Origin of the sequence: Caproicibacter sp. (genome assembly GCF_046707225.1) — a bacterium.
In the GTDB taxonomy this organism is placed as follows: Bacteria; Bacillota; Clostridia; order Oscillospirales; family Acutalibacteraceae; genus Caproicibacter.
The window spans coordinates 1-25,665 of sequence record NZ_JBJKOP010000036.1 but is presented as its reverse complement, the minus strand read 5'-3'; the positions used below and the strand labels follow the sequence as shown (position 1 = coordinate 25,665).

The window sequence follows — 25,665 nt, the reverse complement described above, 5'->3', positions numbered from 1 at the left end:
GTCTTCGATTCAACCGTCACGCATAAAAAATCATTGATCCGGGCTGATGCTGTTCTGTCGCCACGACTGATCGTCCGCTTTTGAGACGCCCTGCCGGGAAGAGGCTTTCGAGCTGTTTTTATTCCCTTTCGAAGAGGTTTTGGAAGAGGGTGAATTCGATTCCGCGCCGGAATCCGGCTGCTGAGAGGGCAGCTCGGGAAAATAGTTGCCGGGTTGCGACGACTCGCCGGTCGACTGCGAACTGCCGGCTGTCGATGAGGAACTTTCCGCTTCGGAACCGGAGCCCCCGTGGTCTATATTACAGGTCGACGGCAGATTGTTGATATCATACCAGCCGGTTTTCGTCTCCGTGCAGACACCGGGATTCGCCAGCAGGCCGCTTTCCACGCAGAATTTGAAGGGACGCACGTCCTTGTCCAAATCGAATTCTTTCTTTTCCTTCCCCTTTAAGTACTTGGCCATAATGGTTTTCCAAACGGTTTTTGCAACCGGCGTTTCATATCTTGTCAGAACCTTCGGGGTCCGGTAACCGGTCCAGACTCCGGCCACCGCGTAAGGGGTCCCGCCGACGAACCAGCTGTCCTTGTTGTCGTTGGTCGTCCCCGTTTTGCCGAAAACGTCCCATCCGCTGATGTTCGCGGCAATACCCGTGCCATGCGCCATCACATTGTTCATAAGCTTGTGCACAACGGTCGCCGCCGAGGAGGATATGGACTGAACCGGAACCTCGTTCCGGTTATCAACAATCACATTGCCGTCGTGATCCTGTATATAATAAAACGTGTACGGTTTATAAAATTTTCCGCCATTTCCAAACATCTGGAATCCGGCCGTCATTTCTTTTACCGTAATCCCCTGCGTCATACCACCGACCGCCATGGCTGCAAGCGTGTTGTCGGCGGGTTCCAGCGACGTAAAGCCGAGCTTTTCCCTCAGGAAGTTGAAACTGACGTTCGGGGTGAGCATTTTGTCAATTTGCACCGTTGCCGCGTTATATGACTGTTCCAGCGCTTTTTCCACCGTGATGATACCATGGTATTGATTGTCCCAGTTGGCCGGGCCCGGTTGTCCGTTCTTCCAGTTTGGCAGCGGTTCGTCGTTGACAAGGGAAGAATAGTTGATCAGACCCGCGTTTACCGCCGGCCCGTAAACGGAAAGCGGCTTGATGGAAGACCCCGGCTGACGCTTTGCATCGGTCGCAAGGTCGAACAGACGGTTGCTTTCCTTTTTCCCCTTGGAACCGACAATCGCAAGAACGCGTCCATTGTAATCCATCGCGACATACCCGCCCTGAAGATTCGGGTAAGAGGAGGGAAATGTCTTTCCGTCGTTGAAAACATTCTCCGCGGTTTCTTGCAGGTCCGAATTCACCGCGGAGTATATTTTAAGTCCCCCGTGGTAAATCATGTCGATCGCTTTGTCGGAAGAACAGCTGTAGGCTTCCATCAGGCTGTTTTTAACGTCTTCAAACACTGCCTCCGTATACCAGTTCCAGACAGAGTTTTCATCCACAACGTCTTCGGCTTTCTTGCCGACGAATTTCATGTTTTCGGATTCCTTCATGGCTGCCTGATATTCTTCGTCCGTGATTTTTCCCTGGTCGTGCATTGCCTTCAAAACCGTCTGCTGACGGTCTTTGTTTTTTTCGGGATGGGTCAGCGGAGAATAGGCCGTAGGATTTTGTGTGATGCCCGCAATGGCCGCGCACTCTGCGATATCGCAGTCCTGAATGTTCTTACCGAAATACAGATTTGCGGCAGTCTGAACGCCGTTGCATCCGCTTCCGAAAGGGACGACGTTCAAATAAGCGCCAAGGATCTCTCCTTTGGAATATTTTTTTTCCAGATTAAGCGCGCGGAAAATTTCCTTCACCTTGCGCGTCAGGCTGACCTCATTGTCACCCGTAATATTTTTAATCAGCTGCTGGGTAATCGTCGAGCCGCCGTAGCTGCCGCCGTTGGACTGAAAAATGTCGAAAAGATTAAAGGCCGCGCCGAAAGTCCGCTTCCAGTCGACCCCCTTATGCTCCCAGAAACGCTTGTCCTCAATGGCAACGATCGCATCCTTCATTGCCTTCGGAATTTTATCGTAATCCACCCAGACACGATTTTCGCTGCTGTACAGGCTTTGATATTTTACAGGATTCGACGCGTCGTCGTTTGGCCCGTTCACATAAATAAAACTGGTATAGTTGAGCTGCAGCTTGTGCAGATCGTAATCAACCGATTCATCCTTCATGCTGTAAATGTACGAAAAAAGAGACACGGAAACAATGGTCCCCGCGATCACAAGAACGGTAATTACCGTTGTTATGCACCGAAGAATCATTTTAAAAACAGATTTAGCGGTTGAAACGCTTTCCTTGCCCACGTTCCGACCGCCAGCATATTTACTGATGTCGGTTTTTCTCATCCATACCACCTCCCTTATATCATAATATTTGCTGTTTTTTCAATCGAATGAATAAGTTACCAAATTTTTCAAATAATATTCACAGAGGTGATCTATTTGAAAAAAACTTCTATGCTCCTGCTCTGCGTGATTGCCCTGCTGACTGTTTTGGTCGTTTTGGGGCTTCCGCATCGGAACCGGCAGTCCGGATCAAGCTCCGCGCCCGATTCGACCGCGTCAAGTAATTTTACCTCAATTGAGCCTTCAAGTCAAGAAAGCAGCGCTATTATCGCCGCAGCAAGCAGACAGAACGAGGATTTATATATTGTCAGAGAATATGACGGGCACATTGGGGTATTCCGTGAAGGGGACAAGCACCCCTTCGAAGAAATTGACATCGACGTAAATATCTTTCCCGAAGAGGACCAAAAGCTTCTTCACGACGGCATACAGGCTAGGGGCACCGCAGAGCTCACCCGTGTGATTGAAGACTACGAGGGCTGACGGCAGGAAAAAACGGACTCCGCCCAAAATAGCGGAGTCCGTTTACTGTGTCTTCTTTCTCAGATAGAAATGCGATGCGCAATCTCATACAGGTTTTTGTCAAATACGCGCTTCATGTTAAGCGCTTCAGAAATATCCAGATCCACAATTTTGCCACCCTGCATTACAATTACGCGGTTCCCCTTGCCCTTGTAAAGCAGAGTCGCCGCAACGGAACCCATTTCGCTGCCGACCACACGGTCGCGCAGTGTCGGCGATCCGCCGCGCTGAACATGGCCGAGGATGGTTGCTCTGGATTCAATGCCGGTGGCCTCCTGAATGTCCTGCGCCAGTTTTTCGACTCCCCCGACGCCCTCCGCAACAATGATGATAAAATGCTTTTTCCCTGTTTTCTGGGTAAAGCGCATGCGGTCGATAATATCTTTCTGAAAATCGTACGGAACCTCCGGAACAAGAATGCTTGTGGCGCCAACCGCAATACCCGTCTGCAGAGCGATATCTCCGCATCGGCGGCCCATGACCTGCACAACGCTGCAGCGGTCGTGCGACTCCATTGTATCCCTGAGCCGGTCCACCATTTGGACGGCGGTATTCATCGCCGTGTCGAACCCGATGGTGTACTCGCTGGAAGCAATGTCGTTGTCGATAGTCCCCGGAATTCCGATGCAGCGGATTCCGGACTCCGTCAAATCCCTTGCTCCGCGGAACGAACCGTCACCGCCGATTACCACTACTCCGTCGATTCCAAGACTGCGGCAGGTGGAAGCCGCCTGCTGAACACCTGCGGGCGTATTGAATTCCGGACTGCGGGCCGTATATAAAATAGTACCCCCGCGGTGGATAATATCAGAAACGCTCCTTAGATTCATCTCAACAACTTCTCCGCTGAGAAGACCGTTAAATCCGCGCTGAATTCCCATTACCCTCACGCCGTGGGACAGGCCCGTACGAACAACCGCACGCACGGCAGCATTCATGCCGGGCGCGTCTCCGCCGCTCGTCAAGACGGCGATTGCCTTTGAAGACATATTCAAATCCCTCCAAATTAACGTAAACTACAAATCTTTATGTCTCTATAGTTATTATAATCGAAAGGAGCCGCCGTTATCAACCGAAAGATATGGACAGAAGTTTCCGTTATATGGATAATTGTTTCTAATCCTCCACAATTGCTACATTTTTTTCGCCAAGCAGCTTTTTCAGCTCACGAAGCAGAACATCATTCAAACCGACACGCATGGAAAGCGGCGCATGAAACAGCCGGCGAGAATCCGCAAAAAAAACATACAGCGGAGTGGAACCGTCAAAAACGGCAAGATACTTTTTCGCTTTCTCATACTGCGGACTGTCTTCTCCCGGCACCTTTAAATACAGGCCCGGCGGACTTGTTCTGCCGGAAGACCGGCCGGCTTTGCCCGGCGCGGGAGAAGCCGGTTTGACGGATTCGCAGATCAGCTTGGGATCTTCGTCCTCGCGGACACTGACATGCGCCTGGATCAGAAGGATCTTTCCCTCCGCAATCCATTCCGCGTATTCGGAAAGGGTTCTTGGAAACACCAGCATTTCCAACGAACCGAACATGTCCTCCACTGTCGCGAAGGCCATCGTGCTGTCACTTTTGGTCACTTTGACACGAACCTTGGTCAGGATTCCGAGCACGGTAATCCGCTGCCCGTCTTTCATCGCGCCGCTGCCGTCCTGCGCGCCCTCCAGCACGTCGCTGAGCCGCGTCGCGTGCAGTTTCTCATACGCATCCGCGTACTCCGCCATCGGATGTCCGGACAAATAAAGACCGGTAACCTCTTTCTCCATCGAAAGCTTGTCGGAAGCCGGAAGGTCCGGCAGGTCGTCCAGCCTGAATTCATCCGTCCCGTTCTTCGCGGAGGAATCGAAAAAACCGATTTGCCCCTCCACATTCCGCTTTTTATCGGCGTCAAGGTAGTCGAGAACGGAATCGGAGCCGGAAAGCATTTGCCTACGGTTGGAACCGAGGCCGTCCAGCGCCCCGCATTTAATTAGGCTTTCCAAGGTTCTGCGGTTCATACCGTCATACACGCGGCGGACAAAATCAAAGAAGGACCTGAATTTTCCCTGCTCCTCCCGCTCGCTTACAAGTCCGTCGATGAATCCGCGCCCGAGGTTTCGCACCGCCAGCAGGCCGAAACGAATATCTTTTCCGGATACGGTAAATCCGGCGGCGCTTTCATTGACATGGGGCGGCAGCACGCGGATTTCCAGGCGAAGGCATTCGGCGATATAAGCGGAGAGCTTATTGTTGTTGTCCAGCACGCTGGTCATCAGCGCGGCCATATACTGGCGGGGGTAATGGCATTTGAGCCATGCGGTCTGATAGCTGAGAAAGGCATAGGCCGCCGCGTGCGATTTATTGAACGCATAGGAGGCAAAGCTCTCCATTTCGCTGAACACCGCCCGCGCCGTTTGCTCGTCGACGCCGCGCCGCGCGCAGCCTTCCACCTCCACATTTCCGTTTTCATCCAACAGGCCGTGCAGAAAGATTTCGCGTTCCCGTTCCATTACGTCTTTCTTCTTTTTGCTCATCGCGCGGCGAACGATATCCGCTCTGCCGAGCGAGTAGCCCGCAAGGGTGCGAAAAACCTGCATCACCTGTTCCTGGTACACAATGCAGCCGTAGGTAACGTCCAGAATTCCCTTTAAAAGCGGATGTCGGTAAGTCACCTTGGCGGGATTGTGCCGGTTTTCAATATAGCGCGGAATCGACTCCATCGGCCCCGGCCGGTAAAGCGAGATCACGGCGATCAGATCCTCGATCTTTTCCGGCCCGAGCTGCGCGATCACATTCCGCATTCCCCCGGATTCAAACTGAAACACGCCGTCCGTCTTTCCCTCGGAGAGCATTCGGTAAACCTCAGGATCATCAAGCGGGATGTCCTCCATTCTGAACCCGGGCTGTTTTTCCGCGATCATCTCTTCCGCGTCGTGAATCACGGAAAGGTTCCTCAGCCCGAGAAAATCCATCTTTAAAAGGCCGAGCTCCTCCAGCGTCGTCATTGTGTACTGGGTGACAATAGACTCCCCGTTTTTTGCAAGCGGGACATACTCAGCAACCGGCCGGTCCGTGATTACCACGCCGGCGGCGTGCGTAGAGGCGTTGCGCGGCATGCCCTCCAGCTGACGGGCCATGTCGATCAGCGCGTGCACCTGCGGATCCGTATCGTACCGCTGCCGGAATTCGCCGGAAGCCTGCAGGGCCTTGTCCAGCGTAATGTTCGGCTCCGACGGAACCAGCTTCGCAATGGTATCCACCTGCGCGTAAGGAATCGCCATCGCCCGTCCGACGTCCCGGATGGAACCGCGGGCCGCCATGGTTCCGAACGTCACGATCTGTGCAACGTGATCCGCGCCGTATTTCCGCACCACATAATCGATCATCTCAGGCCTGCGCTCATCCGAAAAATCGATGTCGAAGTCCGGCATGGAGACGCGTTCCGGATTCAGGAACCGTTCGAACAGCAGATTGTATCGGATCGGGTCGATTCCCGTGATCCCGATGCAATAGGCGGCAAGACTTCCCGCGCCGGACCCCCTGCCCGGGCCGACGGGGATTCCGGCCTCTTTCGCATAGCGCACAAAGTCGTGAACAATCAGATAGTAGTTGACATAGCCCATTTTTTCGATGGTGCCCAGCTCATATTCCAGGCGATCCACGATGGTCTGATCCGGGTGCTCCCCATAATGCCGGTGCAAACCCTCATAGCACCGCTCGCGGAAATATGCGGTGTTCTCCTGCCCGTTCGGGGTCTCAAACCGGGGCAGCTTCGTTTTGCCGAACTCGAACTCCACGTTGCAGCGTTCCGCGATTTTCACGGTGTTGTCCGCCGCTTCCGGGCAATCCGGAAACAGTGCGCGCATCTCCTCTTCCGTTTTAAAATAAAACTGATCGCTTCCGAACTCCATTCCGTCCTTGTCCTCAACGGTGTGGTTTGTCTGAATGCAAAGCAGGATGTGATGCATCGCGCTGTCCTGCGGGCTGATATAATGGCAGTCGTTTGTCATCACAAGTGGGATTCCTGTTTCCCGGGAAATTTGTCGGATGGAGGGGTTCACCAGCTTCTGCTCCCGCAGTCCGTGATCCTGAAGCTCCAGATAAAAGTTTCCCCTGCCAAAAATTTCTTCGTACCGCAGAGCGGCAGACTTTGCCCCGTCATAATCGCCCGCGGTCAAATTACGCGGGATTTCACCTGCCAGACACGCAGAGAGGGCAATCAGTCCTTCATGGTACTGCCGGAGCAGTTCAAAATCGACGCGCGGCTTGGAGTAAAAGCCCTCCGTCCACGAACGGGAAACCAGAGCGATCAGATTCTGATAGCCGGTGTTGTTCTCGCAAAGCAGAACCAGATGCCGGTGTTCGGAATCCAAACCGTGAACCCGGTCCAAACGGGTGCGCTGCGCAACATATACTTCACAGCCGATAATCGGCTTAATCCCCCGCTTTTTCGCGGCTCTGTAAAAGTCGACCGCACCGTACATGACGCCGTGGTCCGTCACCGCGACCGCCGGGGCGCCGCGCTCCGCCGCGGTATCGACCAGCCGTTTGATGCGGCAGGCTCCGTCCAGAAGGCTGTATTCACTGTGTACATGCAGATGGACGAACAAAACGCCCCTCCTCCTTACTTTTAAAATTTATCGTGCAGGTTCGTTCCGCATGCGGTTCAGATACCGTTTCGTATATGGACAGGCCGCAATACACCGGCCGCAAAGCGTAATTTCCTGGTGAAGCTTCTCTGCCGCCAGCTCTCTCGCGGCCTTGCGGCAGGCCAACGGATCAAAGAATTCGTCCCGGTCCATGCCGACGTGCCAGAGTCTGCCGGAAACCGCATGTCCGGGGCAGGCCCGCCCGCAGGCCGTGCAGGGCCCGCAGCAGGATTCGTCAATCGGTTCGGCACAGGAAAGAGGAGCATCCGTCGTCAGGGACGACAGACGAACCGCCGGACCGAATTGCTCTGTTACCAGCAGCGCACATTTCCCGATCCAGCCGATTCCCGCGCGCGTTGCAACCGTTTTATGGGGAAGCGCGGTGCGATAATTTCCGAATTCCCTGACCGCCGATGTCGTCTGAGCATGTGCCCGGTATCCGCTTCTGGTCAGGTAATCCGCGCCTGCTGTCACAATTCGGTCCAATCGTCGGTTCAGCTCAAAATAAGCGTCGTAGTAAATTCCCGCAGGGCCGTTCGGAAGCGAGGCGATCACCTCCGCCGAAAGCGATACGGCGACCGACACGCCGAATGGCAGTTCCTCCGGGGCTGCGGCGGCCAGGCTGCCGACGCCCGCAAGCTCCGCGCCCTCTGAAAAAAGAATTTCTCTCAGTTCCTTATTAAGATCAATCATGGCTCTCACCTTCTGTCGCCGGCAGACAATCCGCAAGTTCCATCATTCGGCGGAGCCTGTGATTGACCCCGGAGCGGCTCAGCGGCGGGTCCAGCTTCTGCCCCAGCTCCCGCAGCGACAAATCCGGATTCCGGTATCGCAGAATCGCCAGTTCCCTCAGTTCCTCCGGCAGTGCCGATACACCGCCGCCCGCAAGTATCTTTTTCAGCGCCATCAGCTGTCCCGCGGCGGCGGAAGCGGTTTTTTCAATATTGGCAGCTTCAAAATTCGTCTTTCGGTTGACATTGTTCCGGACTTCTTTGAGCATGCGAACCTGAATCAGCTCCATGGCGGCGTTTCCGGCCCCAAGGAACGTCAGCAAATCTGAAACATGTTCGCTCCCCTTCAGATAAACAACGTACGAGCCCTTTCGGTTCAGCATTCCCGGGTTTACATCCAGTTCGAAAATGTCTGCCAGAAACGCGGTGAGGTCGCGGGCCAGGTTTCGGTAAGGAACCACAAATTCCAGCCGGTAATCCCTGGATGGGTCGGTAACAGTACCGCAGGAAAGGAACGCTCCCCGCAGAAAGGCGGAGCGGCAGCAATCATTTTCCAGATTGGCAAGGTTGATCCGCAGGCTGATTTCCCTGCCGGTATGACCAAGTTGATTAAGCACATGCTCAATCTGATTTTCCCCGGGAACCGAAACCGTATAGGCGCTTCTCCGGTCTCCTTTGCGCGGCGATACGGACACATCCGCAAAGGCGCCGGTTATTCCGGCCGTTAGCTCCGCGGCGCGTCTGGCCGTCTCTTTGCTCTCCGTCGTCAAAGTGATGGACTGCGCCGAAAAACATCTGCCAAAAAGCAGAAGGCCGTAACATTCCGCTTTTCGGCAGCAGTCCGCCGCCTGGATGCGGCACAATTCTGTTTTGGTATTCGAAGAAAACGACATGGCTTCCTCCCGAATTTTATTGTTTCTGGATATCCCGGTGGTTGACGCTTGTCCGCAGGTTCTGCTGCAGCAAATGATTGTAGAGAAGCTCCGCGAGCGTTACGGAACGGTGGTGCCCGCCGGTGCAGCCTATTGCAATGACAAGCTGGCTTTTTCCTTCTCCGCAGTAGAGCGGTATCATATAGTCGATGAGGTCCAGGAACCGCCGGACAAAACCCTTCGTCTGGTCCCATTTCATGACATAGCTGCGAACCGGTTCATCCAGCCCCGTCAGATTTTTCAGTTCCTCCACATAATAGGGATTCGGAAGACAGCGAACGTCAAAAACAAGGTCCGCCTCGGCCGGCACGCCGTATTTGAACCCAAAGGAAATACAGTGGATCATCAGCGCGTCGGAAGCATCCCCCAGAAACAGACCGGAAATCCGCTTTTTCAGCTGCGCGGGAGAAAGCAGAGAAGTGTCTATGACATAATCCGCCCGTTCCTTCACAAGCCGAAGCACATCGCGTTCCAGCCGGACCGCCTGATCCAGAGAGCCAAGACAATTGTCGGCAAGCGGGTGCTTGCGCCGTGTTTCTTTAAACCGGTTGACCAGAACATAATCGTTCGCGTCCAAGAAAAGCACTTTGTAATCCTTGCCGTCGGAGTTCATCTGATCCAGCGTTTCCAGAAGGCTGGAAAACATGTCGCCTCCCCGGATATCCGTCACAACCGCGACATGCGAGAGGGTTCCCTTTGCCTGTCTGGAAAGCTCATAAAAGGTCGGGATCAGTTTTGGGGGAATATTGTCCGCACAGTAGAAACCGATGTCCTCCAGCGCGTCCATCGCGCGGGATTTTCCGGCTCCGGAAAGTCCGGTTACGATTAAAAATTCCATAAGCTCCTCCGGGATATCAGCCAATTTGTTTCACTTCGCATTCCAGCCGGACGCCGGCTTCACGGTAAACGGTTTCCTGGATCAGTTCAATCAGCCGAAGCACGTCGCCGCAGGTGGCCCCGCCGGCGTTCACAATAAAACCGGCGTGCTTCTCGCTGACCATGGCTCCGCCGACGCGCCGGCCCTTCAGCCCGCACTGTTCAATCAGAGTCCCCGCATAGTGGCCGGGCGGGCGTTTGAAAATGCTGCCGGCGCTGGGCATTTCAAGCGGCTGTTTGGATTTTCTCCGGTCATACAGTTCCTGCATTGTGGAGGAGATCTGTTCGGGGTCGCCCGGGCTCAGCTTCAGGCGAAGGGAAGTAATGACAGATCCGTTTCCGGAATAGGCGCTTTTGCGGTAACCGTACTGAAGATCCCCGCCCCGCAGGATTCCCGCCTCTCCCGTCTGAGTCACGTGGCTGCACGCGGTAATTACTTCGCTCATGGAATGATCGTAAGCTCCGGCGTTCATAAATGCCGCGCCGCCCGCGGAGCCGGGGATTCCCCAGGCGAATTCAAGCCCCGTCAGAGAATGGTTTTTTGCAAAATTGCATAAACCTGCAAGAGAAATCCCCGCCCCGCATTCCAGTTCATTTTCGCCGCACGGCTCAATCCTCTGAAATCCTTTACCCAGAGAAACAACGCTTCCCCTGATTCCCGCGTCGCTGACCAAAAGGTTCGACCCGTTGCCAAGGGGATACAGCTTTATGCCGAGATCCCACGATTTACGGGATACTTCCCGAAGCGCGGACTTATCATTCACAATGAGGAACAAGTCTGCCGGGCCGCCGATCCGGAACGTTGTATGGCGGCTCATCGGTTCGTTCCGGTACGTTTCGCATCCAAGCGAACGAGCATATTTCTCAAGCTCTTCCAGAAAATCCAACGGTTCGTCCTCCTTTTCTTCAGGCCGGGTTGGAAAGCACTGTGGTATATTGCCTCAGATAGTCGCAAAAACGCTCAATGCTTGAGTTTACGACCAGTTCCTCCGGAAAATCAATCTCCCGAAGCAGCTGAAGGGAACGGTCGAAACGCCCGACCTGAGTGGAAAAATGCGCGTCCGAATTAACAATAACAGGCACATCGTGCTTTTTGCACAGCTCCATGATTCTGGTGCAGTTCGGGACAGAATCACTTCTTCCCGTGAATGTAGCCTCATTCAGCTCGACGAGTTTGCCGTTTTCGGCAAACACTGGCAGGACCGTTTCATAATCGTAACGATACAGTTCCGAACCGCTGTGACCGATGACCCGGATCAGAGGATTCTTGGCTACACTCAGCCATGCGTTTGTCACCTTTTCCACCGTGGGAGCCTTGTCCCTCATGGCGACTTCGTGCATGGACGTCACCACCCAGTCAAGAGTCGAAACATCCTCCGGGTTCAAATCGGTACCGCCGTCAAAGTCCGTTACATCGGCTTCTTCGCCCCGAAGGACCAGAACATGTTCCATCTCTCTCGGCAAGACCCTTAAATTGTGAAAATACCATCGGCCGGGCGCTCCGGGCATCTCCTGTCCGTGATCGGTAACCGCAATGGCAAACAGGCCCCGTTCCGCCGCGGCGTGAACCATCTCGGAGAGTGTACTGTAAGCATGAGTGGAAGCAATCGTGTGTGTGTGGGTGTCCGCAATCAGATTCATGGTTCCCGCCTTTCTAGAAATTCAGTTCAAGCTTTTTTTCCGTTTCCTGCATCACGGAAAGATCCATACCCAGATTACTGAGCAATTCTTCCGCCGCATTGTATCCCATTTTTTTCTGCCGGTTATTCATCGCGGCGACTTCTATAATAATGGCAAGGTTTCTGCCCGGTTTGACCGGGATGGTCAGAACAGGCACCTTGATTCCCAATATTTCTGTAAATTCGCTGTCGATTCCCATGCGGTCATAGATTTTCTGGTTATCCCAAATTTCCAGATTGATGACCATGTCGATTTTTTCAGAAACTTTTACAGCGCCCATGCCGAAAATCCTGCGGGCGTTGATAATACCTATGCCCCTGAGCTCGATAAAATGCTTGATGTTATCCGGTGCTTCGCCGACCAGCGACTTGGCGGAAACCCGCTTAATCGTCACCGCATCGTCTGCGATCAGACGATGCCCGCGCTTAATCAGCTCGATCGCCGTTTCGCTTTTGCCGACGCCGCTGTCGCCGACCAGCAAAATCCCTTCGCCGTACACTTCCACCAAAACGCCGTGTCGCGTAATGCGGGGCGCCAGCTCCACATTCATGAAAGAAACGAGCGCGGCCACCAGGCTGGAGGTAGTCTCCGCCGTACTGAGCAGCGGTACGGAATTTTCCCTTACCGCTTCCAAAAGCTCCGGCAGCGGTTTCAGTCCGCGGGCAATAATAGCCGCCGGCGGTTTCTGAGAAAAAATGGCGTTTAAGACGTCTTTCCGCTTCTGGGAGGAAATGGAGTTCAGAAAAGCCGATTCGGCATTGCCGAAAATTAAAATACGGGTGGTGTCATAAAAGTCGTAAAAGCCGTTCAGTTCCAGGCCCGGCCGGTTTACATCCATTGATGAAATAAGGATTTCGTCCGGTTCACAGGGCATACTGATTACATTCAGTGACAACTCCTTCATCACTTTTGAGAGAGGCACGGTGTATTTTGCAGACATGCTACTACCTGCTTTCCAGTTGTTTTAAAAATATTATATCTCAAAAGCTGCAAACTTTAAAGCAATTCAGAAAAAAACAGGCCGGCGCACTTTCGAGCGCCGGCCATTTACAAATTCTAACGTTTTTTCTTTTTACCCTTGGGTTTTTGTTTCGCCCCAGAAGACTTCCTGGGGGTCTCGTTCTTCTGCTCCAAAGAAGCCGGTTCCTCCGGCTGAGCGGAAGGCAGCTCCACTGGCTTGGAGTCCGCCGCCTTTGCTTCCGTCTGGCTGGCCAGCGACAGCTTGGAGGCCTTTTCTTTCGTCTTGTGCTGTTCCCACATGACGTAAAGCGGTCCCGCAATACAGATGGAGGAATACGCGCCGCTCACCACACCGACCATCATCGGCAAAGCAAACGTAGTGACGCTGGTCAGGTGATAGAAACTGCCGACTACGAATACCACCGCAACGGCGACAAAGGTGCTGAGGGCCGTATAAACCGAGCGGGTGAAAGTCTGGTTGATACTGATGTTGACCAGAGAACCGTAACCCGCCTTCAGGCCGAGCAGCCTTCTGTTTTCACGGATTCGGTCGTACACCACAACGGTATCGTTCAGTGAATAACCCAAGACGGTTAAAACCACCGCGATGAAATTGGCGTCAAGCGGAATCCGGAAAAGAACGAAAGTGAAGTACACCATCGCCACATCGTGCAACAGGGCCACAATACCGAACACAGCCGCCGCCGTACCGCCGATTTTGCGGAAACGGACCGCAATATAAAAATCCAGAAGCAGGAACGCAATCAGCACCGCGACCATGCACTTCAGAAAGAAACTCTGCCCCATGGTCGGATTTACCGAGTTTGACTCGACAACCTGGAAATCCGCTTTTGGATATTCCTTGTTCAAAGCCGTCTGAATCGCCTTTTGATTATCAGGCGACATGGACTCGGTTCCGGCAAAGGAAAGGGTTACGTTGTTCAGTGTCTCGCCGCCAGACGCGGATTTAATGTTCTGGCTGACCGCCGCGGAAACGCTGCGGTTTACCGTATCATGAACGACGCTCTCTATTTTCGCAGCGTCAACATCGCCGGAATAAGAGTACTTGATCATGGCGCCGCCCTTGAAGTTGATATCCAGCTTGACGCCGAAAACAATGTTGAAAATCAAACCGACAGCAATAATTCCAAGGGAAATCGTGAAGAAAATCTTTCGATTTTCATAAAATTTCATGTGAAAATTTCTCATTCCTTCGGCCCTCCATACAACCATTTACTCCGTGTAAAGCCCGAAAGGGATTTCGACATCATTCTTGTCGTAAACACGCCGAACACAAAGTTGGCAATGATCCCGATCAGGAGCGTATAACCGAAAGAATAGATCGTGCCTGTGGTCGACACGCCGAAAATCATGGAAAGAATATTTGTCGGCCCAAAGACCAGCATCAGGAGTATTGCAACAATCGCGGTCGTGATATTCCCGTCGAAGATCGCGGAAAAGCTGTTCTTGTCGCCGATCATAATCGCTGTCGACAGCGTTTTTCCGGCCCAAAGTTCTTCCTTAATGCGCGTTGCCGTAATGATGTTCGCGTCGACGCCCATCCCGATGGAAAGAATGATACCGGCGATTCCCGGCAGAGTCATGGTAAAACTGTTGACAAACGGGAAATACCCGGAAACCGCCGCAAACATCAGCGCAACCTGACCGAGCAGCGAAATCACCGCGACAAAGCCCTGCAGGCGGAAAATAAAGACCATCAGCAGCGCAATCAGGATAAACGCGATGATCCCCGCCATCATCATGGCGCTCAGAGACGATTTTCCGAGAGTCGGGTTAATCGTGTTCAGACTGGTCGTGGTCAGTTTAAACGGCAGGGCGCCCGCATTGATCTTGTTGGCAAGTGAGGAAGCCTCCGCCGCGGTAAAGCCGTTTGGCGAATTAATGGCGCAGTTGCCGTCCGGAATCTCTTCGTCAACCGTAGGCGCCGAGATTCTCGTGTCATCCATCCAGATCGAAATGGTCTGACCGACCAGCCGTTTTGTCGCATCCGCAAACTTTTTGGTGCCGTTGTCACTCAGCTTCAGAGCAATCTGGTAAGTTGACTTGCCGGTTGTTTTATCGGTAGTCAGCTCCGGTTTGGCGCTCACCACATCGCTGCCCTGCAGGATGATGTTGGTCGCCGTCGTGCCCTTCGGCGTTTTGTAAACGGGTTGTCCATCCGAGCCGGTTGTCTCGGTTGTGTAATCCCCGCCCTCACGGAACGTTACAAGAGCGGTCGCGGAAAGCTCGTCGATCGCGGTCTGCGGGTCAAACGTTTTTTCGTCGCTTTTCCACGGAAAACGAACGATGATACGGTCGTGGTTATAATCGGTATAAACTTCATAGTCGGTGATGTTGTTGTTCACCAGCCTGAGTTTAATAATCGATTCGGCCGAATCCATTTGTTCTTTGGTAGCTTTTGCTCCTGTGGCCGGCGAAAAAGTTGCCTCCACACCGCCGTTAATATCGATTCCCCATCTGATATCCCCGACCCCCTTCACATAGGTGGTCGTATTATCCCCGTTTTTTCCCTTAATACCGAAAACAGAGGTATAGGTTAAAAGCAGGATGAGGAGGGCGACGATGAAAAACACCGGTTTTGGTACTCGCTTCATGCGTGAATCCTCCAATATGTTGGTTTTCCGCGAATTTCGCAGACGTACAACATTAATTATATTGTTGTAACTCCAAAATGTCAATCAATTTCATGGCATAATTCGTTGTTATCCTCCATAAAAATAAGGGAGGGATTTTGACCCCTCCCGCGCAAATGAATCCTCCTTTTGCTTCCTGAAACGGAATGGCGGAAAGGAGGATTTTTTATGTTCCATTTACGGATTCAGAAGTTTCTCCGCAGCAGCCAGCTGTACACAGAGACAGAACAAATCCACCGCCTGACGCAGCTCCTGGACGGGAGGATAAGTGGGTGCGACGCGGATATTGCTGTCGTTCGGGTCCTTGCCGTACGGATAAGTCGCGCCGGCGCCCGTAAGCTTTACCCCGGCCTGGGCGCAAAGCTCAACGACCCGCTTTGCACAGCCGTTCATGACGTTGACACTGATAAAATAGCCGCCGTTCGGTTTCGTCCAGGACGCGATCCCTTTGCCGGAAAGCTCTTCGTTCAGCTTACTAAGAACCGTTTTGAACTTTGGAACCAGCAGCGCACGATGGCGGGCCATATGAGCGCGGACTCCGTCGAGATTTTCCAGAAAACGGACGTGACGAAGCTGATTCAGCTTATCCGGACCGATTGTCTGGAACGAATAGCGGTTTTTCAGCACTTTAAAATCATCGTCGTCCGCCGCCATTGCGGCAATACCGGCGCCGGGGAATGTGACTTTACTGGTTGAGGCAAAGAAGAAAGCAAGATTTCGGTTGCCCTTGAGTTCACATTCCTTCCAAAGGCTCAGCAGACGGTCCGGCTCTTCTGTCAGATCATGCACGCAATAAGCGTTATCCCAGAAAATGCGGAAATCTTTCGCAGCCGGCTTCAGCCCGGCGAAACGGCGGACCACTTTATCGGAAAAAGTGATTCCGGTTGGGTTCTGATATTTCGGCACGCACCAGATTCCCTTTACGGTGGAATCCTGAATCAGCTCTTCGACAACGTCCATGTCGGGGCCTTCCGGCGTCATCGGAACAGCAACCAGTTCAAAGCCGAAATACTCCGTTACGGCAAAATGTCTGTCATAGCCCGGGGAAGGGCAGAGAAATTTCAGATGTTTCTGCCCGCCCCAGGGCGCACAGTCCGAAAAGCCGTGCGTCATGCCGCAGGCAATGGTATCGAACATCATATTCAGACTTGAATTTCCTCCGATGATCACATTCCCCTCAGGAACCTCTATCATCGCGGCCATCAGCCGTCGCATTTCCGGAAGACCGAGCGGCCCGCCGTAATTACGGTAATCCTCGCCGCTTCCAGAAACCAGTTCCGCAGACGAATTGACCATGTCGAGCATTGGAACGGACAGCTCCAGCTGGTTTGAGCCCGGCTTCCCCCGGGCCATATTCAGGTTTAGTTTCAGATCCTGAAAACGGCGGTAACGCTCCAGCAGCTCCGCGTTTAAACGCTCCAGCTCCGTTTTCGGCATAGATTGAAAATTCAAAATGCGCATCTCCTTCAGCAAAATGCAGAATATCGATTCAAGCATTACTTATTTTAATATATGATCGCTGATATTGCAAGTTAAATCTTTTTATCCTGCATTTCATAAAGACTTACGCGCTGACCCGAGGAATGCTTATTTTATGTACTGTGCCAGTTCCGAGTCAACCTTCTGGATATGATTCAGAAGCCAGTCCATCAAAAAATAGTTGGTTTTCGAAATTGTGGCAATGTTCGCGCCGTTATTCTGAATCTCGTTTTTTAACTCCGCAATTTTCCCGGTAAAGAAGTCGTGAAGCTTCTTATGCTCTGCAACCTTCGGGTAAGTGCTGGCGCGCTGAAGCTTTTCCTCGTCGCCGAAATGCTTAATCGTATAACTCTCGAGAAACTCGACCGTGCTGATCAGTTCTTCTTTTCCATGCCCCTGATTGCAGGCCGCCAGTAGTTTGTCAATCCGGTCACAGAGCTCCCTGTGCTCGCTGTCGATCAATGGTACGCCGATTTTCAGGTTATCATTCCACATCATAATAGATTGCCTCCATATAATTATAGTTTATTCATTAAAATTCAGCCGAACCCGTTGTTCTCGGGAACGGGATTACGTCGCGAATATTAGAAATACCGGTCAGGTACATGACAAGGCGTTCAAAACCAAGGCCGTAGCCGGAATGCTTGGCGCCGCCGTACCGGCGAAGATCGAGGTACCAGCGATATGCGTCTTCCTTCATCCCGGTTTCCCGCAGTCTGCGCTCCAGAACATCCAGACGCTCTTCGCGCTGGCTGCCGCCGATGATTTCGCCGATGCCGGGAACCAGCAGGTCAACGGCGGCAACGGTTTTGCCGTCGTCGTTCATGCGCATGTAAAACGCCTTGATCTCTTTCGGATAATCCGTGACAAAAACCGGTTTTTTGAACACCTGCTCGGTTAAATAGCGTTCGTGCTCGGTCTGCAGGTCGGAACCCCACTCCACCGGATATTCAAAGCGGCCGTTTTCCTTTTTCAGGATTTCAATCGCATCCGAATAAGTAACCCGCGCAAAATCGGAATTTGCTACATGGTTCAGACGGTCCAGCAGGCCCTTGTCGATAAACTGATTGCAAAAAGCGAGGTCATCCGGGCACTTCTCCATTACAGCGCAAATCACGCTGCGGATCATGTCCTGGGCAAGCGCCATATTGTCATTCAGGTCGGCAAAAGCGACCTCAGGCTCAATCATCCAGAATTCGGCGGCGTGGCGCTGCGTATAAGAGCGTTCGGCGCGGAACGTCGGGCCAAACGTATAAACCTTTCCGAACGCCATCGCCATGCATTCCGCTTCCAGCTGACCGGAAACCGTCAGTGAGGTGTGCCCGCCGAAAAAATCCTTTGAAAAATCAACGGCTCCGTTTTCACTACAAGGCAGCTGGTCAAGGTCAAAAGCGGTTACGGTAAACATTTCGCCGGCGCCTTCCGCGTCGCTTCCGGTAATCAGGGGCGTGTGAACATAAACGAACCCGTGCTCCTGAAAAAAGGTATGAATCGCATACGCCGCCGCCGAACGAATCCGGAACGCGGCACTGAAGGTATTGGTCCGCGGGCGAAGATGAGCCACCGTGCGCAGATATTCCAGAGAATGCCTTTTTTTCTGAAGCGGATAATCGGGGGTCGAAGCACCTTCCACGCTTATCTCCGCCGCATGAATCTCCAACGGCTGTTTTGCCTGCGGAGTGAGAACCACGGTACCCGTAACGGAGACCGCCGTTCCCACGTTCAGTCGGGCCACCTCCTTATAGTTGTCTATTCTTCCGTCCTCAAAAACAATCTGAACCCCTTTAAAGCCGCTGCCGTCGTTCAGATCGATAAATCCCAGAGCTTTGGAATCGCGAATCGTGCGGACCCACCCGCACACAGTTACGGTTTTCCCTTCCAATGTTCCGGACTTCCGATATAAGTCGGCGATATCTATTTTTTCCAAATTCCCCGATCCTCCTGTTAAAATCGATAACTATCATCATTTTATATCAATGTTTTCCAAACCGCAAGGCTAAAAAACATTTTTTCGCCCAATCCCAAATTTTATACAGGAAAGGGTTGATTTTTTAAGAAAGGTTCGTTATAATAGTAAAGCCGGTCGGGAAAATCGTCCGATGTGCCAGTTGGAGAGGTATTCTAATTGGTAAGGAGCCACATTGGAAATGTGGTGCACCGCAAGGTGTTGCGTGTTCGAGTCACGTCCTCTCCGCCATTCAAATCCACAACGATATTCTGTTCATGCCGAACGGAATTTTGCTTGTGGATTTTTTCGTTGCTTATTAGATCTTCCAAAATACCCGCTGTCTCTTAAAGCTGAGGCAGCGGGTATTTTTGTAACATTTTTATAACGTATCCCGGCAGAATGATTTCAGCTTTTCGCATTCCTCCGCCTCGTTATCACCTTCCACTTGTACCGTAACGATATCATTCTGCCTGACGCCCAGGCCCATCACCGCAAACAGTCTTTTTGCATTTACCGTTTTATCCCTAAGAGAAATCAGTACTTCACAGCTGCATTCCTGCGCACACCGCGCCAACAGGCCGGCCGGTCGGGCATGGAGCCCCTCCGGAACCGAAATCGTGTATTCAAATCTCCGCATCACTCATTTTCCCTTTCAAAAATTACTTTGCCGCCGGATTCTTCCGAACAGCATGTAGTAATCACCTCCATCCAGAGGTACTGGAAGCCGCAGCTTTCTTTTATTCCTTATAAGTCATTACAACCGTCTCACCGGCGACCGCATCGCCGTATTTCATGGATAAGTCCTTCATCCGATCCATATTAGTGATAATGCAGGGGGAAACCGTGCTCAAACCCTTAGCTTTGATCAATTCCAGGTTCATCTCCATCAGCTTTTCCCCCACACCCACATGTTGCCCTTCCCTGACAAAACAAGTGAAGCCTTTGCCCTCCAGGCTGACGGTATCAACGCCCAGGTGAATCAGAATCTCGGCGCCGTCGTCGCTCTGAAGACAAATCGCATGAAGAGAATGCGCAATTTGAACGATTGTTCCGGAAACGGGCGAAAGCACTTTTCCGCTGCTGGGAACCACTGCAACCCCGTCTCCAAGTACCTTATTAGAAAAAACACTGTCCGGCGCTTCGGTGATCGGAACGACCTTTCCACTGAGCGGAGCCATCATTTCAAGCTTTCTGAATCTTGTGCCGAATAATCCCATAGTCAACCTCCGAAAACAAAGATGAATCATTATTATAAAAAATAACAGCGTTATAAGCGTTCATAAAACGATTTTACATGATCCAGAGAACCGGCGCGGCCCTTTTTCATCGATGCATACGCCCGATTTTTATAGGGCCGAAAGCCGGTTACGCCGCCAGAAGGCTTTTCGCGCCTCAGGTCAAAAAGCGGCCGCGGATACACCCGTCAAAGCTGTTTTTTCATTGCGTCGACCAAAAGCTCCGCCTTTGTTCCCACAATAATCTGCGTTACCTGATTTCCCGCCTTCATAACACCGGAGGCGCCCAACCCCTTGAAAGCCCGTTCATCCAGCTCCTTATTGCTGTCCAAAACCAGGCGGATACGGGTAATGCAGGAACTGATCTCCTTGATATTTTTCGCGCCGCCAAGCAACTCTATGTACTGTCTGGCCACCTCGTCAAACCCGCTTTTATCGACAAGCTGTGAAAAACTTGCAGATTCCTCGTCCTCCTCCCGACCCGGAGTCTTCAGGTCAAACTTCTTGATGACAAACACAAACAGGAAGAAATAGACAACGGCGAAAACAAGGCCGATTGGAATGATGAGCAGCGGGTTTTCCGCCTTGCCCCAGTTGATAACATAGTCGAACAGTCCGGCGGAAAACGTAAAGCTGTCGCGAATCCCGAACAGGTTGCAGACTACAAGGGAAAGGCCGGTCAGTACGGCATGGATAGCAAACAGGCCCGGAGCGAGAAACATGAACATGAATTCGATCGGCTCCGTAATCCCGCAGAGAAACGCGGTAAACGCCACGGAGAAAAGAGCGCCGCCGACAACGGCCTTATTTTCTTTCTTGGCGCATACATACATGGCCAAAGCCGCGGCCGGAAGAGCAAACATCATAATCGGGAAAAATCCGGCCGTAAACACACCGCCGTTGGGGTCTCCCGCGAAAAAGCGCCACAGGTCGCCCGACACTGCCTTTCCGGTCGTGGGATCCGTGTAAGTACCGAAATTAAACCAGACCGCCGTATTGATAATGTGATGAAGGCCGAACGGAAGCAGCAGGCGGTTCAGAAAGCCATAGAGAAACTCGCCAGCGCCGTGGCTGGTGGTCATCCATACGGCGGCGGTATCAAGGCCTTTCTGGATGTACGGCCAGACAAGGCCCAGCGGAATGCCGATTACAATGGAGCATCCCCCCGTGACAATCGGAACAAAACGGCGGCCGCCGAAGAACTGGAGCCAATCCGGCAGTTTGGTGCTTCTGAACTTATTATAGCACAAACCCGCGATCACGCCGGCGACAATTCCGCCGAAATGAGCCATGTTGATTTCGGTCAGCCCCTCCGGCCAGCCGTTCTGCGGCATAAAGAAAGTACCGACCTGCAGCGCGTGGTTTACCGCCTGCGCCGACGCATTCAGAACAAAGTACGCCACAGCTCCGGCCAAACCGGCCGCCCCGTTGTTGTCTACCGCCAACCCGACTGCGATGCCGATGGCGAATAAAAGCGGAAGATTGTCGAACAAAGCGCTGCCGGAATTCATGATCAGCGGAATGTTCAGCAAATCGCTTTGGCCGAGCCGAAGCAGAATGCCCGCGATCGGCAGCGTCGCGATCGGCAGCATCAGGGCCTTGCCGAGTTTTTGCAGTGACGACAGGATTCCCGAATGACTTTTTTCCATTTTTCTACCCCCAAAAAATTTATTTATAGGAATCGGGATCTTCCCGAAATACCTACCATTGCACCATTCGGTGGATATCGACCGCCAGAAACGAAACGGAGTCTTCCCCAAGGCTAACCCCCAGATCCTTCTCCACCAGCCGGGCCACCCGGAGCGCTGTATTCCAGCATGGTTTCAGTTCGGACTTTACATGTATTTTCAGACGCATGGAGGGCTCCTTTCCCTGAGAGGCGTTCCGAATCAGGCCGTTTAGGCTTAACAGAAAACTTTTAACCTCCTGAGACGAGCTGTCAAGCTCCCTGTGCATACAGTTCGATATCAGAGTAAGGATTTCACTGTACACCCTTGTGTTTTTCATTGCGGCGGCAATCTGCTTATTGCTGCGTGCGGAATACAGGTGAAGCGCGATAAAACCGGTTTCCGCCTCGCCTATTTCAACCTGAAGGCGCTCCCGGATGATTCCTGCCGCAATCTGGGCAACATCGTATTCCTCCCAATACAGAATTGAAATTTCGCTGGTAAAGGGATTGTCGATGGGAAGATCCATCTGAAGACATTCGATCGCAAACGTGATATGATCCAGAAGAGCCCCGTAAAGGTTTCCGTTCTCAACATTCAGTCTTCTTTCGGCAATATCAACAATTTCGCGGGTTACCTGCTCCACCCTGCTCTGTTCCCATGAAAACTGACTCAGTTTGCTCATGTTTCGCCTGCTGTCGAGGATATAAAAAACCTTTCGTTCTTCCCCTCCTTCCTCCAACGCGTCACCCGTTTTTTTGCCAAATCCGATCCCCTTGCTCATCAGAACCATTTGCGCACCCTTCACATCCTGCACCAATACCGAGTTATTGTTCAGCACTTTCACCACACTAAAGCCCACAAGCATTCCTCCAAACAGATCAGGTTCACAGCCGTTCATCAGCTTCTTCCGTTTCGTTTCCGGTTACAGTGGCTTAGGAGTCCGATGGCAAAAAAATCAGGCATGACAATCACAAATACCTTTCGGTACCTTCGTGAAAGTTCATGCCTGATCAGATGGATCAGTTACATACTTTTTATATTAAATTCTATAAAAAATAATAGACGATTTCATTAAATTCGTCAATATCAATTCTTTAAAATAATTCTCCTTCATTTTTGTTCGTATTGTATAAATCAGTGCACCGTACGAAGAGAGAATCAAGCTAAATAACCTCATATCTCTGAGAAGCGTTTTTCGAAGTTACATTCTCAGCAGAAATCTGTCAAATTCATAAAAATTCGAAATAACGTCATACACTTCCGGCATCTCCGCAAATATTTCCTGTTTGTTTCTGGGGCAAATCGCAATTACCTTGCCAATTCCTGCGGAATGGGCCGCTTGAATCCCCGATACGGCATCCTCTACCACGATACAGTTCTTCGCGGGTACGGCTATGGCCTGAGAGGCGCGAATATAAAAATCCGGGTTCGGTTTGCCCGGAATCATGCCGTCATCGTAGATGACCTTCTGAATGTCAAACCATTTTTCCAGCTGAAAGCTGCTCACATAAAAATCCAGATTCGTTTTTCCGGAAGCGGTGGCGACTGTGCGGGGAATTTGCCGGGAAGCCAATTCATTCAAAAGTCTTACCGCACCGCACGCCAAATGAAAATGTGATTTGTCTTCTTTGCAGAGATTGCGGTAAATTGCTTCCTTTTTTTCTACCATGTCGCTGATTTGATTTTCTGTCAGAGGCTGATCCGCCAAATATTGCATAATGAAATTATTATTCCTGCCGTGAATATAATTTTGGAATTCGTCATCCGTAATTGATCTGTGAAACTCTTGTTTACTGAACGTCCGCCAGGCCTTTTCCTGCTTGTCGGAATCACTGAACAGAGTTCCGTTGAAATCAAAAATAACACCGACCTGATCGATTACCGGATTACTCCCAAATGACCTCGGCATATGGATCCCTCCCGCTTGAATCTTTTTTCAAATACGAGTATAATGCATACAGAGTAACGAAAATATACTGTTCTTGCATCTTTTTATAACAATATTGCAGGAGCTTAACATGGGAAAAATAATTTATACGGACAGAAATCAGAGGGAACTGAAACAGCACGGCACGGCGGAGTTTCCTTTCCGCATCTCGGAAGAAAAAATTCTTGAGTATGAGAACAAACGATTTAATTGCCATTGGCATAAGGAAATTGAGCTTGCCGTGGTCTTTGAAGGCAAGATGGTTTATAAGGCAAATGAAAAGGAATACATCATTGAGACCGGAGACTGCCTGTTTGTAAACGCAAATGCGCTACATATGGGCTGGAGCATCGGCGACCAGCCGTGCGTTTACCATGCAATTACAATGGACCCATCCATCTGCTGTCCCTCAGGCAGCGAGCTATGGGAGAAATATGTCGGCAGTATCCTGGAATGCACCTCATTAACGTCCATCCTGTTTCGGGAAGACAATGATTGGAACAGCGAATTTATTTCAAAAATAAAAGAGGCAGATCAACTTTATCAGCAAAAAGGACCCTGTTATGAATTTTTAATAAAATCAGCGGTTTTAAAAGCCTGGAGCATCCTGTACCGGCATTATCGCGCCTATCTGAAGCAGGAAAATCCGCAAAATAAAAATGTGGATCTGTTAAAAGTAATTTTAAATTTCATTCATCAAAACTACGCAAAAAAAATATCATTAAGCAATATTGCTCAGGCGGCGAATATTTCGAAAAGTGAATGCAGCCATTTTTTCAAAGAATATATGCATGAATCCCCATTCGAGTATTTGCTTCGATACAGGATTGATCGAAGTCTTCCTCTATTGCGGAACAGAACCATTACGGAAGCCGCCCTGTCCGTCGGGTTTTCGAATTCAAGCTATTATACCGAAATATTCAAAAGATACAAAGGGGTTCCGCCAAGAGATTATATAAAATCCAATCGGATCGAAAGGCCGTAACATCTAGCAAGACGAAGCAAGCACCGTGTGAAAAAGAGAGGAGGCCGCCCGAACCGGGCAGTCTCCTCTCTTTTCTCCGTACAACCGCTAATCGGCTTTCCTTTCAGATTGCTTTCCCTGTGTTCCCTTAATCATCATATACTCGCCTGATTCCTGAAACCCGATTTTCCGGTAGATGCGTCCGGCCAAAGGATTATCATAAAAAAGGCACACAAACTGTTTTCCTTCGCTGAAAAGCTCGCCGCAGAGCTTGCTGACCAGACCGCCGGCCAGTCCCTTGCGCCTGACATCCGGCAAAGTCGCGACACCGATGATCATCGCGGATCTGGAATTTTCTGCCGATGAGGAGGCCGCCGCAACCAATCGCCCGTTTTGAAACACACCCCAACAGCGCCCGCCGGCGGAGAGGTTGATTTTCAGCTCCTCCGCCGCTTTTTCTCTCTTCCGGCATATGTGGACTGAAATTCCTCAATTTGTAAATACAGGCGAACAAGCTCGGCCGCATCATCCGGTTTCAGGCGGAGCAAAGAGGAATCATCGGGCGTTGGAAACATACTTTTCACCCCGTCAAGCCTCGCCATGTAAGTCTTCTTGCCTGTTCGGTCCGGAAAAAAGGGCAGCAGCTTTTCCAAGAGGATGCTTTTGCCGCTGATCATATTGACTGCGCGGCGTGATAAAAAATCCGCAGCGCAGGCCGCGTCATAGCCATCCCGCCTGCTGCCGTCAGATCCCGGTCAGCAGGATCATATGCCAGTGTGATCTTAATTCTGTTTTGGATCGGATGATGAATACCTGGTATCGCTTTCATGGCTTTCCCCCAAAGGTTGATGATACGACCAGTGTAAGCGAGGGATGTTGACTTAAAATGAACCCAGCATAAAAGTTGCATGAGGAAAGGGGCTGTTGCAAAACGAAAGTTTTGGGGCAGCTCCTTTTTCTGTTGAAAAGTCAGCGATTTCGATATTTTTGTTGAAAATTCTGCGAGATAAACGGTCAAACAGACACGGCAGTGCTAAGCT

Annotated in this window: 23 protein-coding genes and 1 tRNA gene; 3 read left to right on the top strand and 21 right to left on the bottom strand. The window is 51.5% G+C overall.

Annotation, left to right across the window (positions count from 1 at the left end):
* Window positions 1-30 precede the first annotated feature (30 nt).
* Window positions 31-2,412, bottom strand: a complete 2,382-nt coding sequence (locus ACLQ3M_RS09240) for a transglycosylase domain-containing protein (RefSeq protein ID WP_411677395.1) — start codon at window positions 2,410-2,412, stop codon at window positions 31-33.
* Window positions 2,413-2,508: 96 nt separating this feature from the next.
* On the opposite strand from ACLQ3M_RS09240, the gene ACLQ3M_RS09235 reads away from it, so the two are divergent.
* Window positions 2,509-2,895 carry a hypothetical protein gene (locus ACLQ3M_RS09235; protein ID WP_411677394.1) on the top strand — a complete coding sequence of 129 codons (387 nt, stop codon included), beginning with the start codon at window positions 2,509-2,511 and terminating at the stop codon, window positions 2,893-2,895.
* A gap of 59 nt (window positions 2,896-2,954) precedes the next feature.
* Here ACLQ3M_RS09235 and pfkA read toward each other — a convergent pair whose 3' ends face one another.
* The 13 genes from pfkA to asnS all read right to left on the bottom strand — a co-directional run bounded on the left by pfkA (window position 2,955) and on the right by asnS (window position 18,808).
* Window positions 2,955-3,923 carry a 6-phosphofructokinase gene (gene pfkA / locus ACLQ3M_RS09230; RefSeq protein WP_411677393.1) on the bottom strand — a complete coding sequence of 323 codons (969 nt, stop codon included), beginning with the start codon at window positions 3,921-3,923 and terminating at the stop codon, window positions 2,955-2,957.
* Between the two features lie 127 nt (window positions 3,924-4,050).
* Window positions 4,051-7,530 carry a DNA polymerase III subunit alpha gene (locus tag ACLQ3M_RS09225; RefSeq protein ID WP_411677392.1) on the bottom strand — a complete coding sequence of 1,160 codons (3,480 nt, stop codon included), beginning with the start codon at window positions 7,528-7,530 and terminating at the stop codon, window positions 4,051-4,053.
* 27 nt (window positions 7,531-7,557) lie between these two features.
* Window positions 7,558-8,262: a 4Fe-4S double cluster binding domain-containing protein gene (locus tag ACLQ3M_RS09220; protein WP_411677391.1), complete on the bottom strand. Its 705-nt coding sequence runs from the start codon at window positions 8,260-8,262 to the stop codon at window positions 7,558-7,560.
* Window positions 8,255-9,193, bottom strand: a complete 939-nt coding sequence (gene whiA, locus ACLQ3M_RS09215; RefSeq protein WP_411677390.1) for a DNA-binding protein WhiA — start codon at window positions 9,191-9,193, stop codon at window positions 8,255-8,257. Before whiA ends, ACLQ3M_RS09220 begins: the two co-directional genes overlap by 8 nt.
* 16 nt (window positions 9,194-9,209) lie before the next feature.
* Window positions 9,210-10,070, bottom strand: a complete 861-nt coding sequence (rapZ, locus tag ACLQ3M_RS09210; protein WP_411677389.1) for an RNase adapter RapZ — start codon at window positions 10,068-10,070, stop codon at window positions 9,210-9,212.
* A gap of 16 nt (window positions 10,071-10,086) precedes the next feature.
* Window positions 10,087-10,995, bottom strand: coding sequence for a UDP-N-acetylmuramate dehydrogenase (gene murB, locus ACLQ3M_RS09205; RefSeq protein ID WP_411677388.1), 909 nt, complete (start codon window positions 10,993-10,995; stop codon window positions 10,087-10,089).
* Between the two features lie 19 nt (window positions 10,996-11,014).
* Window positions 11,015-11,749 carry a phosphatase gene (locus ACLQ3M_RS09200; RefSeq protein WP_411677387.1) on the bottom strand — a complete coding sequence of 245 codons (735 nt, stop codon included), beginning with the start codon at window positions 11,747-11,749 and terminating at the stop codon, window positions 11,015-11,017.
* 13 nt (window positions 11,750-11,762) lie between these two features.
* A complete protein-coding gene (hprK, locus tag ACLQ3M_RS09195; protein ID WP_411677386.1) occupies window positions 11,763-12,728 on the bottom strand; it encodes an HPr(Ser) kinase/phosphatase in 966 nt (321 codons plus the stop codon).
* A gap of 116 nt (window positions 12,729-12,844) precedes the next feature.
* Window positions 12,845-13,957, bottom strand: coding sequence for a protein translocase subunit SecF (gene secF, locus ACLQ3M_RS09190; RefSeq protein WP_411677385.1), 1,113 nt, complete (start codon window positions 13,955-13,957; stop codon window positions 12,845-12,847).
* A complete protein-coding gene (gene secD / locus ACLQ3M_RS09185; protein ID WP_411677384.1) occupies window positions 13,954-15,363 on the bottom strand; it encodes a preprotein translocase subunit SecD in 1,410 nt (469 codons plus the stop codon). The genes secF and secD overlap by 4 nt, the downstream gene beginning before the upstream one ends.
* Window positions 15,364-15,579: 216 nt before the next feature.
* Window positions 15,580-16,857 carry an aminotransferase class I/II-fold pyridoxal phosphate-dependent enzyme gene (locus ACLQ3M_RS09180; RefSeq protein WP_411677758.1) on the bottom strand — a complete coding sequence of 426 codons (1,278 nt, stop codon included), beginning with the start codon at window positions 16,855-16,857 and terminating at the stop codon, window positions 15,580-15,582.
* A gap of 132 nt (window positions 16,858-16,989) precedes the next feature.
* Entirely contained in the window at window positions 16,990-17,379 is a 390-nt protein-coding gene (locus ACLQ3M_RS09175; protein WP_411677383.1) for a bacteriohemerythrin, read from the bottom strand.
* Between the two features lie 34 nt (window positions 17,380-17,413).
* Window positions 17,414-18,808 carry an asparagine--tRNA ligase gene (gene asnS, locus ACLQ3M_RS09170; protein ID WP_411677382.1) on the bottom strand — a complete coding sequence of 465 codons (1,395 nt, stop codon included), beginning with the start codon at window positions 18,806-18,808 and terminating at the stop codon, window positions 17,414-17,416.
* Window positions 18,809-18,991: 183 nt separating this feature from the next.
* Here asnS and ACLQ3M_RS09165 point away from each other — a divergent pair.
* A tRNA-Ser gene (locus ACLQ3M_RS09165) sits at window positions 18,992-19,078 on the top strand.
* A 130-nt stretch (window positions 19,079-19,208) separates the two neighbouring features.
* On the opposite strand, the gene ACLQ3M_RS09160 is transcribed toward ACLQ3M_RS09165, so the two are convergent.
* The 5 genes from ACLQ3M_RS09160 to ACLQ3M_RS09140 all read right to left on the bottom strand — a co-directional run bounded on the left by ACLQ3M_RS09160 (window position 19,209) and on the right by ACLQ3M_RS09140 (window position 23,643).
* A complete protein-coding gene (locus tag ACLQ3M_RS09160) occupies window positions 19,209-19,466 on the bottom strand; it encodes an HPr family phosphocarrier protein (protein WP_411677381.1) in 258 nt (85 codons plus the stop codon).
* A gap of 100 nt (window positions 19,467-19,566) precedes the next feature.
* Window positions 19,567-20,046, bottom strand: coding sequence for a PTS glucose transporter subunit IIA (locus ACLQ3M_RS09155; protein WP_411677380.1), 480 nt, complete (start codon window positions 20,044-20,046; stop codon window positions 19,567-19,569).
* Window positions 20,047-20,252: 206 nt separating this feature from the next.
* The gene (gene nagE / locus ACLQ3M_RS09150; RefSeq protein ID WP_411677379.1) at window positions 20,253-21,713 is read right to left on the bottom strand and encodes an N-acetylglucosamine-specific PTS transporter subunit IIBC; all 1,461 of its coding nucleotides are present in this window, start codon (window positions 21,711-21,713) and stop codon (window positions 20,253-20,255) included.
* A 52-nt stretch (window positions 21,714-21,765) separates the two neighbouring features.
* Window positions 21,766-22,593 carry a PRD domain-containing protein gene (locus ACLQ3M_RS09145; protein ID WP_411677378.1) on the bottom strand — a complete coding sequence of 276 codons (828 nt, stop codon included), beginning with the start codon at window positions 22,591-22,593 and terminating at the stop codon, window positions 21,766-21,768.
* A gap of 342 nt (window positions 22,594-22,935) precedes the next feature.
* Window positions 22,936-23,643, bottom strand: coding sequence for an HAD family hydrolase (locus ACLQ3M_RS09140; RefSeq protein ID WP_411677377.1), 708 nt, complete (start codon window positions 23,641-23,643; stop codon window positions 22,936-22,938).
* 109 nt (window positions 23,644-23,752) lie between these two features.
* On the opposite strand from ACLQ3M_RS09140, the gene ACLQ3M_RS09135 reads away from it, so the two are divergent.
* A complete protein-coding gene (locus tag ACLQ3M_RS09135; RefSeq protein ID WP_411677376.1) occupies window positions 23,753-24,646 on the top strand; it encodes an AraC family transcriptional regulator in 894 nt (297 codons plus the stop codon).
* 87 nt (window positions 24,647-24,733) lie between these two features.
* Here ACLQ3M_RS09135 and ACLQ3M_RS09130 read toward each other — a convergent pair whose 3' ends face one another.
* Both ACLQ3M_RS09130 and ACLQ3M_RS09125 read right to left on the bottom strand, forming a co-directional pair.
* Window positions 24,734-25,060, bottom strand: coding sequence for a GNAT family N-acetyltransferase (locus ACLQ3M_RS09130; RefSeq protein WP_411677757.1), 327 nt, complete (start codon window positions 25,058-25,060; stop codon window positions 24,734-24,736).
* A gap of 238 nt (window positions 25,061-25,298) precedes the next feature.
* The gene (locus ACLQ3M_RS09125; protein ID WP_411677375.1) at window positions 25,299-25,454 is read right to left on the bottom strand and encodes a hypothetical protein; all 156 of its coding nucleotides are present in this window, start codon (window positions 25,452-25,454) and stop codon (window positions 25,299-25,301) included.
* Window positions 25,455-25,665: the final 211 nt, after the last annotated feature.